The sequence below is a fragment of the Enterobacter sp. 198 genome, from assembly GCF_009025585.1.
Classification (GTDB): domain Bacteria; phylum Pseudomonadota; class Gammaproteobacteria; order Enterobacterales; family Enterobacteriaceae; genus Enterobacter; species Enterobacter ludwigii.
Genome location: NZ_WCIM01000022.1, coordinates 305,125 through 320,724, shown reverse-complemented (window position 1 = coordinate 320,724; position 15,600 = coordinate 305,125). Strand labels below are relative to the sequence as shown.

General features: G+C 57.9%; 15 protein-coding genes. 9 read left to right on the top strand and 6 right to left on the bottom strand.

Annotated elements, in window-relative coordinates:
* Positions 1-119: 119 nt before the first annotated feature.
* Both cstA and F8561_RS14400 read left to right on the top strand, forming a co-directional pair.
* The gene (cstA, locus tag F8561_RS14405) at positions 120-2,225 is read left to right on the top strand and encodes a pyruvate/proton symporter CstA (protein ID WP_014169078.1); all 2,106 of its coding nucleotides are present in this window, start codon (positions 120-122) and stop codon (positions 2,223-2,225) included.
* A gap of 58 nt (positions 2,226-2,283) precedes the next feature.
* On the top strand, positions 2,284-2,481 hold the full coding sequence (locus F8561_RS14400) for a YbdD/YjiX family protein (protein WP_014169079.1): 198 nt from the start codon (positions 2,284-2,286) through the stop codon (positions 2,479-2,481).
* A 53-nt stretch (positions 2,482-2,534) separates the two neighbouring features.
* Here F8561_RS14400 and F8561_RS14395 read toward each other — a convergent pair whose 3' ends face one another.
* Positions 2,535-3,278 (bottom strand): SDR family NAD(P)-dependent oxidoreductase, encoded by a 744-nt coding sequence (locus F8561_RS14395; protein ID WP_014169080.1) that lies wholly within the window; start codon positions 3,276-3,278, stop codon positions 2,535-2,537.
* A 57-nt stretch (positions 3,279-3,335) separates the two neighbouring features.
* Positions 3,336-4,424 (bottom strand): oxidoreductase, encoded by a 1,089-nt coding sequence (locus F8561_RS14390; RefSeq protein ID WP_151887616.1) that lies wholly within the window; start codon positions 4,422-4,424, stop codon positions 3,336-3,338.
* A gap of 160 nt (positions 4,425-4,584) precedes the next feature.
* Between F8561_RS14390 and F8561_RS14385 the strand changes: the two genes are divergently transcribed.
* The 4 genes from F8561_RS14385 to F8561_RS14370 are packed head-to-tail and all read left to right on the top strand — an operon-like array spanning position 4,585 to position 9,412.
* Positions 4,585-6,087 carry a sugar ABC transporter ATP-binding protein gene (locus F8561_RS14385; RefSeq protein ID WP_020885019.1) on the top strand — a complete coding sequence of 501 codons (1,503 nt, stop codon included), beginning with the start codon at positions 4,585-4,587 and terminating at the stop codon, positions 6,085-6,087.
* Positions 6,084-7,079, top strand: a complete 996-nt coding sequence (locus F8561_RS14380) for an ABC transporter permease (protein WP_025204689.1) — start codon at positions 6,084-6,086, stop codon at positions 7,077-7,079. The genes F8561_RS14385 and F8561_RS14380 overlap by 4 nt, the downstream gene beginning before the upstream one ends.
* A gap of 30 nt (positions 7,080-7,109) precedes the next feature.
* Entirely contained in the window at positions 7,110-8,174 is a 1,065-nt protein-coding gene (locus F8561_RS14375) for a sugar ABC transporter substrate-binding protein (protein ID WP_151887615.1), read from the top strand.
* Positions 8,171-9,412 (top strand): LVIVD repeat-containing protein, encoded by a 1,242-nt coding sequence (locus F8561_RS14370; RefSeq protein WP_025204688.1) that lies wholly within the window; start codon positions 8,171-8,173, stop codon positions 9,410-9,412. Before F8561_RS14375 ends, F8561_RS14370 begins: the two co-directional genes overlap by 4 nt.
* A gap of 54 nt (positions 9,413-9,466) precedes the next feature.
* Here the strand turns inward: F8561_RS14370 and mtnK are convergent, their stop codons facing one another.
* Positions 9,467-10,666 (bottom strand): S-methyl-5-thioribose kinase, encoded by a 1,200-nt coding sequence (mtnK, locus tag F8561_RS14365; RefSeq protein ID WP_151887614.1) that lies wholly within the window; start codon positions 10,664-10,666, stop codon positions 9,467-9,469.
* Between the two features lie 105 nt (positions 10,667-10,771).
* Between mtnK and mtnA the strand changes: the two genes are divergently transcribed.
* Positions 10,772-11,788 (top strand): S-methyl-5-thioribose-1-phosphate isomerase, encoded by a 1,017-nt coding sequence (gene mtnA / locus F8561_RS14360; RefSeq protein WP_025204686.1) that lies wholly within the window; start codon positions 10,772-10,774, stop codon positions 11,786-11,788.
* A gap of 43 nt (positions 11,789-11,831) precedes the next feature.
* Positions 11,832-12,302, top strand: coding sequence for an SRPBCC family protein (locus F8561_RS14355; protein ID WP_014169088.1), 471 nt, complete (start codon positions 11,832-11,834; stop codon positions 12,300-12,302).
* A 40-nt stretch (positions 12,303-12,342) separates the two neighbouring features.
* On the opposite strand, the gene F8561_RS14350 is transcribed toward F8561_RS14355, so the two are convergent.
* From F8561_RS14350 to F8561_RS14340, 3 genes are read right to left on the bottom strand one after another with little or no spacing between them, the layout of a single operon-like run.
* The gene (locus tag F8561_RS14350; RefSeq protein ID WP_151887613.1) at positions 12,343-12,885 is read right to left on the bottom strand and encodes a 1,2-dihydroxy-3-keto-5-methylthiopentene dioxygenase; all 543 of its coding nucleotides are present in this window, start codon (positions 12,883-12,885) and stop codon (positions 12,343-12,345) included.
* A complete protein-coding gene (mtnC, locus tag F8561_RS14345) occupies positions 12,882-13,571 on the bottom strand; it encodes an acireductone synthase (protein WP_032681431.1) in 690 nt (229 codons plus the stop codon). Before mtnC ends, F8561_RS14350 begins: the two co-directional genes overlap by 4 nt.
* The gene (locus F8561_RS14340) at positions 13,568-14,182 is read right to left on the bottom strand and encodes a methylthioribulose 1-phosphate dehydratase (RefSeq protein WP_151887612.1); all 615 of its coding nucleotides are present in this window, start codon (positions 14,180-14,182) and stop codon (positions 13,568-13,570) included. Before F8561_RS14340 ends, mtnC begins: the two co-directional genes overlap by 4 nt.
* Positions 14,183-14,305: 123 nt before the next feature.
* Between F8561_RS14340 and F8561_RS14335 the strand changes: the two genes are divergently transcribed.
* Positions 14,306-15,466: a pyridoxal phosphate-dependent aminotransferase gene (locus F8561_RS14335; RefSeq protein ID WP_025204683.1), complete on the top strand. Its 1,161-nt coding sequence runs from the start codon at positions 14,306-14,308 to the stop codon at positions 15,464-15,466.
* Positions 15,467-15,600 lie beyond the last annotated feature (134 nt).

The window sequence follows — 15,600 nt, the reverse complement described above, 5'->3', positions numbered from 1 at the left end:
ATGTGGTGTAAATGTCTGGTTTGACCACGCATTATTGCGTTTCAAAGTTGTTAAATTTTGAGCGTTGTTCTAGAAACAAAATGTAACATCTCACTGTTTCACAACAACGGACAACAACTATGAACAACTCAGGGAAATACCTTACGTGGGCAGGGCTCTCCGTTGTGGGAGCATTTGCCCTGGGCTATATCGCCCTCAACCGGGGGGAACAGATCAACGCGCTGTGGATCGTTGTCGCCTCGGTCTGTATTTATCTGATCGCGTACCGTTTTTATGGCCGCTATATCGCGAAGACGGTGTTAGGGGTCGACGGCACGCGCATGACGCCTGCGGTTCGTCATAACGACGGTCTGGACTATGTGCCTACCGACAAGAAAGTGCTGTTCGGTCACCATTTTGCGGCGATTGCCGGCGCGGGCCCGCTGGTGGGGCCGGTCCTGGCGGCGCAGATGGGTTATCTGCCGGGGATGATCTGGATCCTCGCGGGCGTCGTACTGGCCGGTGCGGTGCAGGACTTTATGGTGCTGTTCGTCTCCACCCGCCGCGACGGACGTTCGCTTGGTGAGCTGGTGAAAGAGGAGATGGGAGCCACGGCCGGGGTGATCGCCCTGATCGCGACCTTTATGATCATGGTGATCATCCTCGCGGTGCTGGCGATGATCGTGGTGAAAGCGCTGACCCACAGTCCGTGGGGAACCTATACCGTGGCCTTTACCATTCCGCTGGCGCTGTTTATGGGGATCTACATTCGCTACCTGCGTCCGGGACGCATTGGCGAAGTGTCGGTCATCGGCCTGGTCTTTCTGGTGTTTGCCATTATCTCAGGCGGCTGGGTGGCTGAGAGCCCGACGTGGGCGCCGTTCTTCGATTTCACCGGCGTACAGCTGACGTGGATGCTGGTAGGGTACGGATTTGTGGCGGCGGTGCTGCCGGTGTGGCTGCTGCTGGCCCCGCGCGATTACCTCTCCACCTTCCTGAAAATTGGCACGATTGTGGGGCTGGCAATCGGCATTTTGATTATGCGCCCGACGCTGACCATGCCTGCGCTGACCAAATTTATTGATGGCACCGGCCCGGTCTGGACCGGCAACCTGTTCCCGTTCCTGTTTATCACCATCGCCTGTGGCGCGGTGTCTGGCTTCCACGCGCTGATTGCCTCCGGTACCACGCCGAAAATGCTCGCCAATGAGAATCAGGCCTGCCTGATTGGCTACGGCGGCATGCTGATGGAATCGTTCGTGGCGATAATGGCGCTGGTCTCGGCCTGTATTATCGACCCGGGCGTTTACTTCGCGATGAACAGCCCAATGGCGCTGCTGGCACCGGCCGGCACCGTTGACGTGGTGGCCTCTGCCGCGCAGGTGGTAAGCGGCTGGGGCTTTGCCATTACCCCTGACACGTTGACCCATATCGCCAGTGAAGTGGGCGAGCAGTCAATTATTTCCCGTGCGGGGGGCGCGCCAACGCTGGCGGTGGGCATGGCGTATATTCTGCACGGCGCGCTGGGCGGGCTGATGGACGTGTCGTTCTGGTATCACTTCGCCATTCTGTTTGAAGCGCTGTTTATTCTGACGGCGGTGGATGCAGGAACGCGTGCGGCACGCTTCATGCTACAGGATCTGCTGGGGGTGATCTCACCGAACCTGAAACGTACCGATTCATTACCGGCGAACCTGCTGGCAACGGCGCTGTGCGTACTGGCGTGGGGATATTTCCTCCATCAGGGCGTCGTCGATCCGCTGGGGGGGATTAACACCCTGTGGCCGCTGTTTGGTATTGCCAACCAGATGCTGGCGGGCATGGCGCTGATGCTCTGTGCGGTAGTGCTGTTCAAGATGAAGCGTCAGCGTTATGCGTGGGTGGCGTTACTGCCGACCGCATGGCTGCTGATTTGTACCCTGACGGCAGGCTGGCAGAAAGCCTTCAGCCCGGACAACAAGGTGGGCTTCCTGGCTATCGCCAACAAGTTCCAGGCGATGATCGACAGCGGTAAGATCCCGGCGCAATATACGGAGTCACAGCTGTCGCAGCTGGTGTTTAACAACCGTCTGGACGCCGGACTGACCATCTTCTTTATGGTGGTGGTTGTGGTGCTGGCGTTGTATTCTCTGAAGACTGCACTGGCGGCGCTGAAAGAAGACAAGCCGACGGCAAAAGAGACACCGTATGAGCCAATGCCTGAGAACCTGGAAGAGATTGTGACCCAGGCGAAAGGGGCGCATTAATCGCTCAACCTCACCCTCTCCCCGCCGGGGAGAGGGGATAAAAGACGAGATATCCACTATGTTCGACACCCTCTCCAAAGCAGGAAAATACCTGGGCCAGGCCGCCAAAATGATGATCGGCGTACCGGATTACGACAACTATGTCGAGCATATGCGCGTCAACCACCCTGACCAGACGCCAATGACCTATGAAGCTTTCTTCCGCGACCGCCAGGACGCCCGTTACGGCGGCAAGGGCGGCGCGAAGTGCTGTTAACCCTCTTTCGGTAAACAAAGGCTAATCTGCTTTTGTTTACATTCAACATGCGATCAGGCGTTTAACCCGCCATCGACATCCAGTCCCGTGCCGGATATTTGTCCGGCGGCAGGACTGGCCAGGAAGGTGACCGCGGCGGCGATGTCTTCCGGCTGGCCGTAATGTCCCACCGCAATCATCTGGCGCTGAGATTCAGCCTGTTCTCCATCCTCCGGGTTCATATCGCTGTTTGTCGGGCCAGGATGCACAAGGTTCACGGTAATGCCGCGCGGGCCGAGATCGCGAGCCAGACCCCGGGTAAGGGAGTTGAGTGCAGATTTGGTCATCGAATAGACGGCAATACCGGGCATCGCCACACGGTTTGCCAGACAACTGCCGATGTTGATAATGCGACCGCCGTCAGACATATGCACCAGCGCTTCCTGAATGGCGATCACCACGCCCCGGATATTGACGTTAATCAGGGCGTCAATATCCGCCAGCGTCATGGACTCCAGCGGACCGCCGCGTGCGATCCCGGCGTTGTTGACCAGAATATCCAGCCCGCCCAGGGAGCGCGCCGCATGGGTAACCGCATCCTGAATGGCCTGTGCGCTGGCGCTGTCGGCCTGAATCGCCTCGCTGTGGCGCCCAAGCGCCTTTATCTCTTCGGTGACCGCCTGGGCTTTGTCGGCGGATTTTTCATACGTAATAACCACATCGGCACCGGCGCGTGCCAGTGAAAGTGCGATGGCACGACCCAACCCACGGCTGGCGCCGGTAACCAGCGCCTTCTTACCTGTTAAATCGATCTGCATGATGACCTCGTTGCGAGAGTGATGAGAATCATCATTAGGTATAGTCGGTCGGAACGATTAACGGCTGAAGGATTCCACTTTCTCAAACGCGGCGCGCAGAACCGCTGGGGTGAGCGCGACCGGCAAATAGTGGATAGATTCCACCGGGCGCAGCGTATGGGCAATGACCTTGTCCAGCTCGTCGCGGTTGTTGATATCCACCTCCAGTTCGCGAAGCGTGGTGGGCAGGGTAAAGCGCTGATAGGCCGCCACCAGCTCGGCCAGCACGTCATCCTGGCCGAGCAGCGCACTTTGCACCAGGATGCCGTAGGCCACTTTGATACCGTGCAGGTATTTTTCCGTTTGCGGCAAAACGGTTAAACCATTGTGCACCGCATGCGCGGCCGCCACGCGGGTATAGCGCTCGCCCAGACCACCCACCATTCCGCCCCCGGCAATAATGGCATCCACAACGTCCCTGAACGCCTGCGTCGCTTCGCCACGCTGCTGGTCGGCCAGCGCCTCTTCGCTACGGGAAAGCAGCACGTCGCAGATCGCCAGCGCGCCGTTGATCCCCAGGCGTACGGTCAGAGGCAGGTGTTCGGGTTGTGGGGCCAGGACCACCGCTTCATACCATTTCGCCAGCGTATCGCCGATGCCTGCCAGCAGGTACTCCGCTGGGGCATTGAGGATAATGTGCGGTTCCACCAGCACCAGGAAGTTAGCATCGTCGAACACCTCAAACTGCAGCGCCTGACCGGCATCGTTATACCAGACGGAGAGCGGCGTCCAGGCGGCGCAGGTGGCGGCGATGGTGGGAATAGCCACCACCGGCACGCCGAGACGGCGCGCCACCGCTTTGGTGGTATCAAGCAGTGCGCCACCGCCGACACCAATCACCACGCTGGCGTTATTGCCAGACGCCGTCACCAGATCGGTGACGTCACGTTCGCTGCAGTGCCCTTTAAAGAGCAGATGTTTCGCCCCCGGTGTGTGAAAGCTTTCCGGCAGGAAAGCGCGCGCGCCTTCAATGGCGCGTTCGCCATAAATCCACACCGCGCGGGAGAGCTGTTCCGGCGTAAAGAAATCATTCAGGTGCGCAAGGCTTCCCGGATGCGAGAAATAGTTCGCCGGGCCCGGCACGACGCGGATATCGGTGTTGCTCATGTGTTGTCCTTTGTTTAGCAAGCGCTAACCCGATGTTATGTCTGGACATCCGGATGGCTAATAATATTTCGCTTTATCTTATGCCTTTTCCGTCGTTGTCAGTCAACCGGAGCTGTGAAAAATTCGATAAATCACAATATGAAAGAAGGATTTAACGCGGATGGTTTCCAGTCGCCTTGAGATGCGCGGTATCAGCCTGGCCTTTTCCGGCTTTCAGGCGTTGTCGCGCGTGGATTTGACGTTAATGGGCGGCTCCGTGCATGCGCTGACCGGCGCAAACGGCGCGGGGAAATCGACGCTGATGGCGGTGCTGTGCGGCACTTACGATCGCTACGAAGGTGAGATCTGCATTAATAACCAGCCGGTGACGATCCGCGAGCCGCTTGATGCCAAACGGCTGGGTATCCACCTGGTGCAGCAGGAAGTGGACGTCGCGCTGATACCAGGGCTGAGCATTGCCGAAAACATCATGCTCGATCAGCTCGCACAGCCGGGGCATCGCTATCGCTGGCGCGCAATCCGCCAGCAGGCGAAACAGGCGCTGGCGCAGCTGGGTATCGCTCTGGATGTGCGACGCATCGTCGACACCTGCACGCTGGCAGAAAAGCAGCAGATTTTGCTGGCGCGGGCGCTCTCACACCACTGCCGTTTTCTGATTCTGGATGAACCGACCGCGCCGCTGGATAGCCATGAAAGCGAACGGCTTTTCGCCGTAGTGAGACGTCTGCAAAAGCAGGGGATTGGCGTGGTGTTTATCTCTCACCGTATTCACGAACTGAACGCTATTTGCGACACCTTAACCGTGCTGCGCGACGGCAAGCTGATTGAATCCGGCCCGATGGCGAACCTCAGCGGTGACGCAATCGTTGAGAAGATGCTTGGCCATGAGCTTAACGATATCTATCCGCCGGCCCGTCCTGCGCACAGTGACGAGACGTTACTGCGCGTGGAAGGGCTGCACGATGACGCGCTGTTGAAAGATATCTCCCTGCACCTGCGAAAAGGCGAAATTCTGGGCATTGCCGGGCTGGCGGGAGCGGGCAAAACGGAACTCTGCAAGGCGCTGTTTGGGGCCAGCAAAAGCCGTGTAGCGCGCGGTGAGCTAAATCATCAGCCCTGGCAGCCGCGCGATCCGGCGGATTCGGTATTGCGCGGTCTGGCGCTGGTACCGGAGGAGCGGCGCAAAGAGGGCATTTTTATTGATGAACCGGTGAGCATGAACCTGGCGGTCACCGCGGATAACAGCTTCTCGCGCTGGAGCCTGTTCGGCCACCGTCAGGCGTGGCGCTGGGCGGAAGAGGTGATTGCCCGCGTCGGCGTGCGTGCGCGTGGGCCGGGGCAGGTGCTGCGTCGTCTGTCGGGGGGCAACCAGCAGAAGATTGCCATCGGCAAGTGGCTGCGCAACGACGCCAGCGTGTTGATTTTCGATGAGCCGACCAAAGGCGTCGATGTCAAAGCGAAAACCGATCTGTTCCAGTTAATTGACGGCCTGGCGCGCGAGGGCAAAGGGGTGATTTACGCCTCCGGTGAATTCGCTGAACTGGTGGGGCTGTGCGATCGCATTTGCGTGCTGTGGGACGGACGTATCGTGGCGGAAATCGCCGGGGCCGAGGCCCACGAAGAGACACTACTTTATTATTCAACCGGAGGAACGGCGTCGTGAGCAAGGCCCTTTCAGTGACGGCGGCGGCGTCTGGCCGTCAGCAAATTTTTGATTTTCTCTACAAGTGGGGCATGTTGCTGACCGTGGTGGCGCTGGTGGCCATCTTTGGCCTGGCGTCGGACAACTTCCTCGATCCGAACAACATTATCAATATCCTGCGCTCCATTGCCATCGTGACGGTGATTGCTATCGGGGTGTCAATTTCGCTGACCATCGGCGGGTTTGACCTGTCGGTTGGTTCAACGGCATCGCTGGCTAACGCGCTGGTGGTGTCACTGTTCGTCTGGTACGGCTTCGGCACTACCGAATCGATACTGATTACCCTGGCGCTCTGTACCCTGGTTGGCCTGTTTAACGCGTTTCTGATTGTCATCCTGCGGATCCCGGACATGCTTGCCACGCTTGCCAGCCTGTTTGTTATCCAGGGCGTGGCGATGACCTACAGCTACGGCGGGTCAATTACCGAAAACATGGTGCTGCCGAGCGGCGACATGGCTGAGGGGACCATTCCGGCGGCGTTCAGCCTGCTGGGACAGGTGCCGACTATCGTGATCATCATGCTGGTGGTAACGATCCTCGCACAGTTGGGGCTGTCACTGACCACCCACGGACGACGCATGTATGCCATCGGCGGTAATCCGGAGGCGGCACGTCTCTCCGGCATTCGCACCACGCGCTACAAGGTGGCGGCCTACGTGATTGCCTCTCTGCTCGCCGGATTAGGCGGCATTTTACTGGCCTCGCGGATTGGATCGTCACAGGTGAATGCGGGCGGCGGCTATCTGATGGATGCGGTTGCGGCGGCGTGGATTGGCTTCTCGCTTGCCGGGTCCGGAAAACCGAACGCGCTGGGTACGCTCGTCGGGGCAGTCATTCTTGGCGTGCTGTCGAACGGTCTGGTGATGCTTTCCGTACCCTATTACGCGATGGACATTATAAAAGGGCTGGTGCTCGCCGTGGCGCTGGCGATTACCTACATACAAAAACGCTAACGATTGATCACAACACAACGGGAAAACAGAATGAAAAAAATCACCCTCTCTCTGGTGGCATTAGGGTTACTGACGTCGCTGCCAGGCCTTGCGGCAACCCCCGCACCGCTTCCGCCCACCATTGCAAATCATGACGGCCCCATCCGCATTGCGGTGATCCGTAACCTCGGCTCTGACGACAACACCACGCAGTTTGTCGCCGGTGCCATTCAGGAAGGCAAAAAGCTCGGCTTTAAGGTCAGCACCTTTTTGAGCAATGGCGACGATGCCAAATTCCAGGACTTCGTCAATCAGGCGATCAGCCAGAAATATGACGGGATTATCCTCTCTCAGGGGCGCGACCCCTATGCGACCGCGCTGGTGAAAAAAGCCGTCGATGCCGGCATTAAAGTGTCGGTGTTTGATACCGCCGTTCAGGGCGACATTCCCGGGGTGACCGTGACCCAGCAGGATGATGCTTCCCTGACCCATCTCTCTTTCGGCCAGCTGGCGAAAGATTTCAACGGCAAAGCCAACATCGTGAAGCTGTGGGTTGCCGGTTTCCCGCCGATGGAACGTCGTCAGGCAGCCTATAAAGCGCTGCAGAAGCAGTATCCGGACATTAAAGAGCTGGAGTCTATCGGTGCCGTTTCGTCTGACGTGCAGGGAGATACCGCGAATAAAGTGGGCGCTATTCTGGCGAAATACCCGAAAGGAAAAATTGACGCCATCTGGGGAACCTGGGATGCCTTCAGCCAGGGGGCCTACAAAGCCCTGAAAGAGAACGGTCGCACCGAAATCAAACTCTACAGCATCGATATCTCAAACCAGGATCTTCAGCTGATGCGCGAGCCAGGCAGCCCGTGGAAAGTGAGCGTGGCGGTGGATCCGAAGCTGATTGGTGCAACCAACGTACGTCTGATTGCCAACAAGATTGCCGGTGAAACCACACCCGCCACGTATGATTTCAAAGCGGCGGCGATCCCGCAGGCGCTGCTGACCGCACAGCCAGGCGCGGTGAACGTGGCGTCGCTGGGGAAAATCATTCCAGGCTGGGGTCAGACCGAAGATTTTATCGCCCCGTGGTTTGCGTCGCTTGAAGCGAAACATCAATGAGTGTGCTTCCCACGCCTGAATACAGCCGCAATATGCGGCTGATTGGCCATAGCGACCAGGGCGGTCGCCCGGACGGCGTGCAACTGATGGTGCATCGCGGTTTCGCGTACATCGGGCATATGGTCTCGCAGGGCTTTTCCATTGTGGACGTGCGCGACCCGAAACATCCCAAACCGGCAGGCTATATGCCCGCGCCGCCCGGCACCTGGAACGTTCATCTCCAGGCGCACGACGATCTCCTGCTGGTCATTAATGCGCGAGACTTGTTCGCGGATGCCCGTTTCGCTGACGAAAAGGTCTACTACACCCGTCAGGTAGGGGAAACCGTACGCGACGTGCAGGATAAGGGCTGGAGCGCCGGGTTGCGGGTGTTTGATATCTCCACCCCTGACAAACCGCGTGAGATCGGTTTTTTATCCCTGAGTGGCATCGGCATTCACCGTATCTGGTACGTCGGCGGGCGCTGGGCGTATGTTTCGGCGCTGATCGACGGCTTTACCGACTATATTTTCCTGACGATCGACCTGGCCGACCCGAAAAAGCCTGAGGTGGCCGGGCGCTGGTGGTTGCCGGGGATGAACCAGGCCGACGGTGAGCAACCCAATTGGCCGGAGGGTAAACGCTACGCGCTGCACCACGCGATTATCGCCGGGGATACCGCTTACGGGAGCTGGCGCGACGGGGGACTGACGCTGCTGGACGTGAAGGATCGCACGCAGCCGAAGCTGATTAGCCATCGCAACTGGAGCCCACCGTTTGGAGGTGGCACGCATACCGCGCTGCCATTGCCGGATCGTGACCTGCTGGTGGTGCTGGATGAAGCGGTACTGGATAACCAGGAGGACGGTGAGAAGTTCATCTGGCTGTTTGATATTCGCGAGCCGTCGAACCCGGTAAGTATTTCCACATTCCCGCAGCCGCAGGAGCGGGATTATGTGGCGAAAGGGGCGCATTTTGGACCACACAACCTGCACGAGAACCGGCCGGGAAGCTTTGTCAGCTCTACGCTGATTTTTGCGACCTGGCAGAATGCGGGCGTGCGCGCGTTTGATATTTCCAATCCTTACCGTCCGGTTGAAACCGGTGCGCTGGTGCCGGCGGCGCCTGAGAGGATGATGGATACGCGGCCGAATCGACCGCAGGTGATCCAGTCATGCGATGTGTTTGTCGATGCGCAGGGCATTATCTACAGCACGGATTATAACGGTGGATTGTCGGTGATTGAGTATCTGGGGTAACGGCGCGCTGGTGTCTTTCTGACGGCCCTCTTCATCGGGAGAGGGCCGAGGCGTTTAACTGTACTGACGCACCCGCGCCACCAGATCTTCAGCGGTGTCGATACGGTCGGAAATCACAATCAGCGCCTTGCCAAGCGTAATCGCGTGGCGCAGGCATTCGTGGCGCATTGCTTCATCCTGAATGGTCTCGATATCCGCCACGTGCGACAGACCGACACTGCGGCGAATCAGCTCCGTGCCGCAGAATCCGATCGCGTCTTTCCAAACCTTTTTCAGGAATTCAGAGGCGTAGCCCGGGGCAGCAAGTGCCGCATCGCGCGTTTTCTCACTGGCCAGGATCTGGAAGCGCTCCGCGAAGGTGTTCCACAGCGTCTGAATGTCGGTCAGACGCTGTTCACGGGCCGCGGCGGCATCGCGAATACCCAGATGCCCCGGCAGGCCGCAGAAATTGAGCAGCAGGTTGCCGATGGCGGTGCCGACGTCAAAACCGATGGGACCGAAGTAGCCGAACTCTGCGTCGATGGCTTTCAGACTGCCGTCTGCCACGAAAATCGAGCCACTATGAATATCGCCATGCAGCAGGGCTTCAGCGTGTGAGAAGAAGCGGTGCTTCAGCGAGGCCACGGCAATTTTTAACTGAGCGTCATCGCGCAGGGCGGCAACGTCTTTTTCCAGTTCAGCAGGGTAGTTGTTACGTTCGTGGACCTGGTACGGATCGTTGAAGAATAGATCTTCGGTGATCTCGCACATCTCCGGATTAAGGAATTTCGCGACCTGCGCTTTCTTTTCATGCGGGTGCAGGTAAAAGTCGCTGGTATGGAACAGCGTGTGCGCGAGGTATTCACCCAACTGACGCGCCGCCTGCGGGTAGTAGGTATTTTTGATCAGCTCCCCGCGCCAGATGGCATGGCTGGAGAGATCTTCCATCACCATCACCGCCAGTTCAGGGTCGAAGTGGTGGATTTTCACCGTGTGCTGCGGGCTGTGCTGGTAGTGTTCGACCAGCGTTTGCGCCTCCAGGCGGGCGCGATCCAGGGTCAGTGGCCAGGATTCGCCGACGCAGCGCACATACGGCAGCGCCTGCTTAACAACGATGCGGCTCACGCCCTCGATATCGAAAATTTTGAACACCAGATTGAGGTTACCGTCGCCCACTTCCTGCGCCTCCACCAGCGATGAGGGATCATCAAGGCCGCCGAACTGCTTTGCATACTCCACGGCATCCTGGGCGGTAAAGGTACGGTATTGCGACATTGCCTGTTCCTCACTGGTTTAGCTAATAAAGACATTTAGACGTCTATACATCTGGATTTCATCCTGACACAATGTGCTACAACAACGCAACAGGGAATTAACGACATGCAGACATTACAGACGACCAGCCTGCGAGTGGCGGAGAATCAGTTATTTATTCTCGATCAGCAGGCGCTTCCTCAGGAGAAACGCTGGCTTGACGCCTCGACGGTAGAGGCGCTGGTCGGCCATATTCACGCCCTGCGCGTACGCGGGGCACCGCTGATTGGTCTCTCTGCAAGCCTGCTGCTGGCCCTTCTGGCGGAAAACGGCAAAAGCCGTGATGAACTGGCTGTGGCGCTGGAGACCCTGCGGGCATCCCGCCCGACGGCGGTGAACCTGATGAACAACCTCGACCGCATGAAGCTGGCTCTCTGGCAGGAGGATTTTGTGCCTGCGCTGGTGGCGGAAGCGCTGCGTCTGATTGATGAAGACAAGCAGCTGTGCGAGGCCATCGCGAATGCCGGCAGTACGCTGGTGAAACCCGGCAGCCGTCTGTTGACCCACTGCAATACCGGCGGGCTGGCGACGGCAGGGGTTGGCACCGCGCTCGGCGTGATTGCCCGCGCGCATCAGGAAGGACGCGTCAGCTCTGTCTGGGTGGATGAAACCCGCCCCCTGTTGCAGGGTGGAAGACTGACCGCATGGGAACTCGGCGAACTGGGCGTGCCGTACCAGCTGATCGCCGATTCCATGGCCGCCAGCCTGATGGCAAAAGGGCTGGTTGACGCGGTGTGGGTGGGCGCAGACCGTATTGCGGCTAACGGCGACGTGGCGAATAAAATTGGCACCTATTCTCTGGCGGTTCTGGCAACGTTCCACGGTATTCCGTTCTATGTCGCTGCCCCGCATACCACGCTTGACCCGGCGTGCCCGAACGGTGAGGCAATCCCCATTGAACAACGTGCGGCCAGCGAAGTGACGGGCGTGGCCGGGAGCTTTGGCGCGGTGCAGTGGGCTCCTGAAAACGCGCAGGTCTACAACCCGGCCTTTGACGTCACGCCAGCGGCATTGATAAGCGGTTGGGTGCTGGATACGGGCATCGTCACGCCGGAAGAGGTGGCAAAAGGGAAATTCGCCTGAGGACGACTATCCTTTAAGGGGTTCCCTTTAGGAGGACAGTCACGTGACGCTTGATCCTGATACAGACTTAAAACTGGAACGCGTGGTGGATGCCCCGCGCGATCTGCTGTGGCTCTGCTGGACGACACCCGAGCACATCAAAAATTTCTTCATTCCGGTTCCGCACAAAGTGACCGAGTGTGATCTTGACCTGCGCGTTGGCGGGCGGTTTAACACGGTGTTTGAGGTAGACGGGCAACGGATGGATAACCGGGGGGTGTTTCTCGAAATCGATCCCGGCAGGAAGCTGGTCTTTACCGACGGTTACACGGAAGGCTGGAAGCCCGCCGAAAAGCCGTTTATGACCGCCATTCTACTGCTGGATGATGTGGGGGAGGGCAAAACGCGTTATACCGCCATTGCTCGCCACCCAACGGCGGAAATCCGCGAGCAGCATGAACAGATGGGCTTCCACGAAGGGTGGGGGATTGTGCTGGACCAGCTGGTGGCGTATACGAAGGGGTTGAAACACTGACGTTTTTTCGCCCCCTCTCCCTGAAGGGAGAGGGGAAAAATCATGCCAGACGCGGATACGCATCTGCAATCGCATCGCCGGTGAACTGCGCAACCCACCCCTCGGGGTTATCAAAAATACGAATGGCGGTAAAGTTCGGCTCTGAGCCCATATCAAACCAGTGCGGCGTTCCGGCAGGGACGGAAATCAGGTCGTTTTTCTCACACAATACCTGACACACCTCGTCGCCAATGTGCAGGCAAAACAGCCCCGCACCCTCAACAAAGAAACGCACTTCATCTTCCCCGTGGGTATGCTCGTTAAGGAACTTTGCGCGCAGCGCCTCTTTTTGAGGGTTGTCGGCACGCAGGCTGATGACATCCCAGCTCTGATAACCTTTCTCTGCCACTAACGTGTCGATCGCATGCTGATAAGCCGCGATAACCGCATCGGGGGCAGGATCGCGGCCTAAGTCGCGGTCTGCGGCCCAGCGTTCAAAACGCACCCCTCTGGCGTTGAGCTGTTGGGCGATGTCGGCAGCGTCGGTGCTGTGCCAGCGAGGTTGACTGGGGTCTTTATCGGAATAAATGGTCAATGCGCTCATGAAGGGATCTGCTCCGGGTTAATCTCGTCGAACTGGTGTACCTGATGGTGATGGCTTGCACCGTCATCATCGCCGCGAATCAGCTGCAGGGTGCGAAAACCTGCCTGCTCAGCGGCGTCCAGCTCCTGATGTATATCCGACAGGAACAGGATCTGCGACGGGGGGATACCCGTTTGTGCCGCAATGTTCTGGTAAGACTGGACGTCGCGCTTGGCACCGATGTGGGTATCAAAATAGCCGCTGAACAGATGAGTAATATCACCTTCGTCGCTGTAGCCAAATAACAGTTTCTGCGCCGCGACGGAGCCTGAGGAATAAACATAGAGATCAATACCCTGCGCTTTCCATTTTTCCAGCGCAGGCAGGACGTCCGGGTAGAGGTGGCCGGTAAAATCGCCGTTAACGTAGCCGTCGTGCCAGATGATCCCCTGCAGCGCCTTTAACGCGGTTGACTTGCGGTCTTCATCCATAAACGTAAAGAGTGTGTCAATAAGGTCGCTTACGCTGGCGTGCGGGTGGTTAATTTCATCACGCAGGTTGTCCAGAATCGATTTGACCGGCTCGGCGTACTGCTGCGCGGACACAAAGGCCGCCAGACGCTCACGCGCGTAGGGGAACAAAACATCATGGACAAAACGGATATCGCTGGTGGTCCCTTCAATATCCGTCACAATCGCGCGAATCATACTCTCTCCCAGTGTCGTAAACGCATTTCGCATTCAAATAAGAATTCCAGTCCTTCCAGATGACGGCGGGCCTCGGCCACATCGCGTCCCCAGCAGGTTAAGCCATGACCGCGCAGAAGAAAACCATAATTAAACGGGTACTTCTGAGCGTATTCGGCAATGCGCGCGGCGAGGGCGTCGATATCCTGGTCGTTATCAAACACCGGGATGGCGACCGTATCCAGATGCGTGCTCTGCCCGGAGAGGGATTTTTGCATCTCAAAGCCGGTGATCTTCAGCTCAGGCTCTTTGACCAGCCGCGACAAGACCGTGGCATTGACGGTATGGACGTGCAGAACCGCGTTGGCTTCGGGAAACAGACGATAGATGAGCGTGTGAAGCCCGGTTTCAGCCGACGGCGTGCGGCCAGAGGGTGCACGGTTGGTCGCAATCTCCACCTGCAGAAAATCGTCGGTGGTCAGGCTGCCTTTATCTTTGCCGGATTCACTGAGCCAGCACAGATGCGCATCCTGACGCACGGACATGTTGCCGCCGGTCGCGGGAGCCCAGCCTTTGGCGCCGATCCAGCGGCAGGCGTCGACCAGGTGTGTGAGTTGCAGGTTGTCGGTCATCTTCCTTTTTCCCTCTCGGTCAGGAATATTCATATTGTTTAGACGTCTAAGCGTCTTGATTGCCAAAGACTAACATCGTGTTATAGTGTCAGCAACATAAGTATTACATGCAGGCACAACACAATGAGCAATAACGCATTGATTCCTCAGAGTAAACTTCCAAGTCTTGGCACCACCATCTTTACGCAAATGAGCGCACTGGCCCAGCAGCACAACGCCATTAATCTCTCGCAAGGGTTCCCGGATTTTGATGGCCCGCGTTATTTGCAGGAACGTCTGGCGTACCACGTTGCGCAGGGGGCGAACCAGTATGCACCGATGACGGGCGTGCAGGCACTGCGGGACGCCATTGCAGACAAAACGGCTGAGCTGTATGGCTATAAGCCAGACGCTACCAGCGACATCACGGTGACGGCAGGGGCGACCGAAGCGTTGTATGCCGCAATTACCGCGCTGGTGCGCACGGGTGATGAGGTGATCTGCTTTGACCCGAGTTATGACAGCTACGCGCCGGCGGTTGAACTCTCCGGCGGCGTGGTGAAACGTATCGCGCTACAGCCACCGCATTTCCGTCCGGACTGGCAGGCGTTTGCTGCCTTGCTGAGCGACAAAACCCGTCTGGTTATTATCAATACCCCGCACAACCCGTCGGCGACCGCATGGCAGAAAGCCGATTTCGCAAAGCTGTGGCAGGCGATTGCCGGGCGTGAAATTTACGTGCTGAGCGATGAAGTGTATGAGCACATCTGTTTTGCGCAGGAAGGGCATGCCAGCGTGCTGGCCCATCCGCAGCTTCGCGAGCGTGCCGTGGCGGTATCGTCATTTGGTAAAACCTATCACATGACCGGCTGGAAGGTGGGGTACTGCGTGGCTCCCGCGGCCATCAGCGCTGAGTTGCGTAAAGTGCATCAGTACCTGACGTTTGCCGTAAACACGCCGGCCCAGCTGGCCCTGGCTGATATGCTGCGTGCCGAACCGGAGCACTACCGCGACCTGCCGGCATTTTACCGTCAGCGTCGGGATCTGTTTGTGAATGCGCTAAGCCAGAGCCGTCTGGAGATTTTACCCTGCGAAGGGACCTACTTCCTGCTGGCGGACTACAGCGCGATTTCGGATCGGGATGACGTGAGTTTTTGCCAGTGGCTGACAAAAGAAGTGGGCGTTGCTGCCATTCCGCTGTCCGTATTTTGCGCCGACCCGTTCCCGCATAAGCTGATCCGGCTCTGTTTTGCGAAACAGGAATCGACGCTTCTCGCGGCGGCGGAGCGGCTGAATACACTCTGAGCGTGTCATCCCTCTCGCGTTAGAATAATGGCGGTCTGCCCATAATAAGTGAGAGGAATATCAGTCAAAATAACGCGAAAGCGCGTTATAAAATATAAGTCAGGATTATGTATTAACAAAGAGAACGGGCTGTG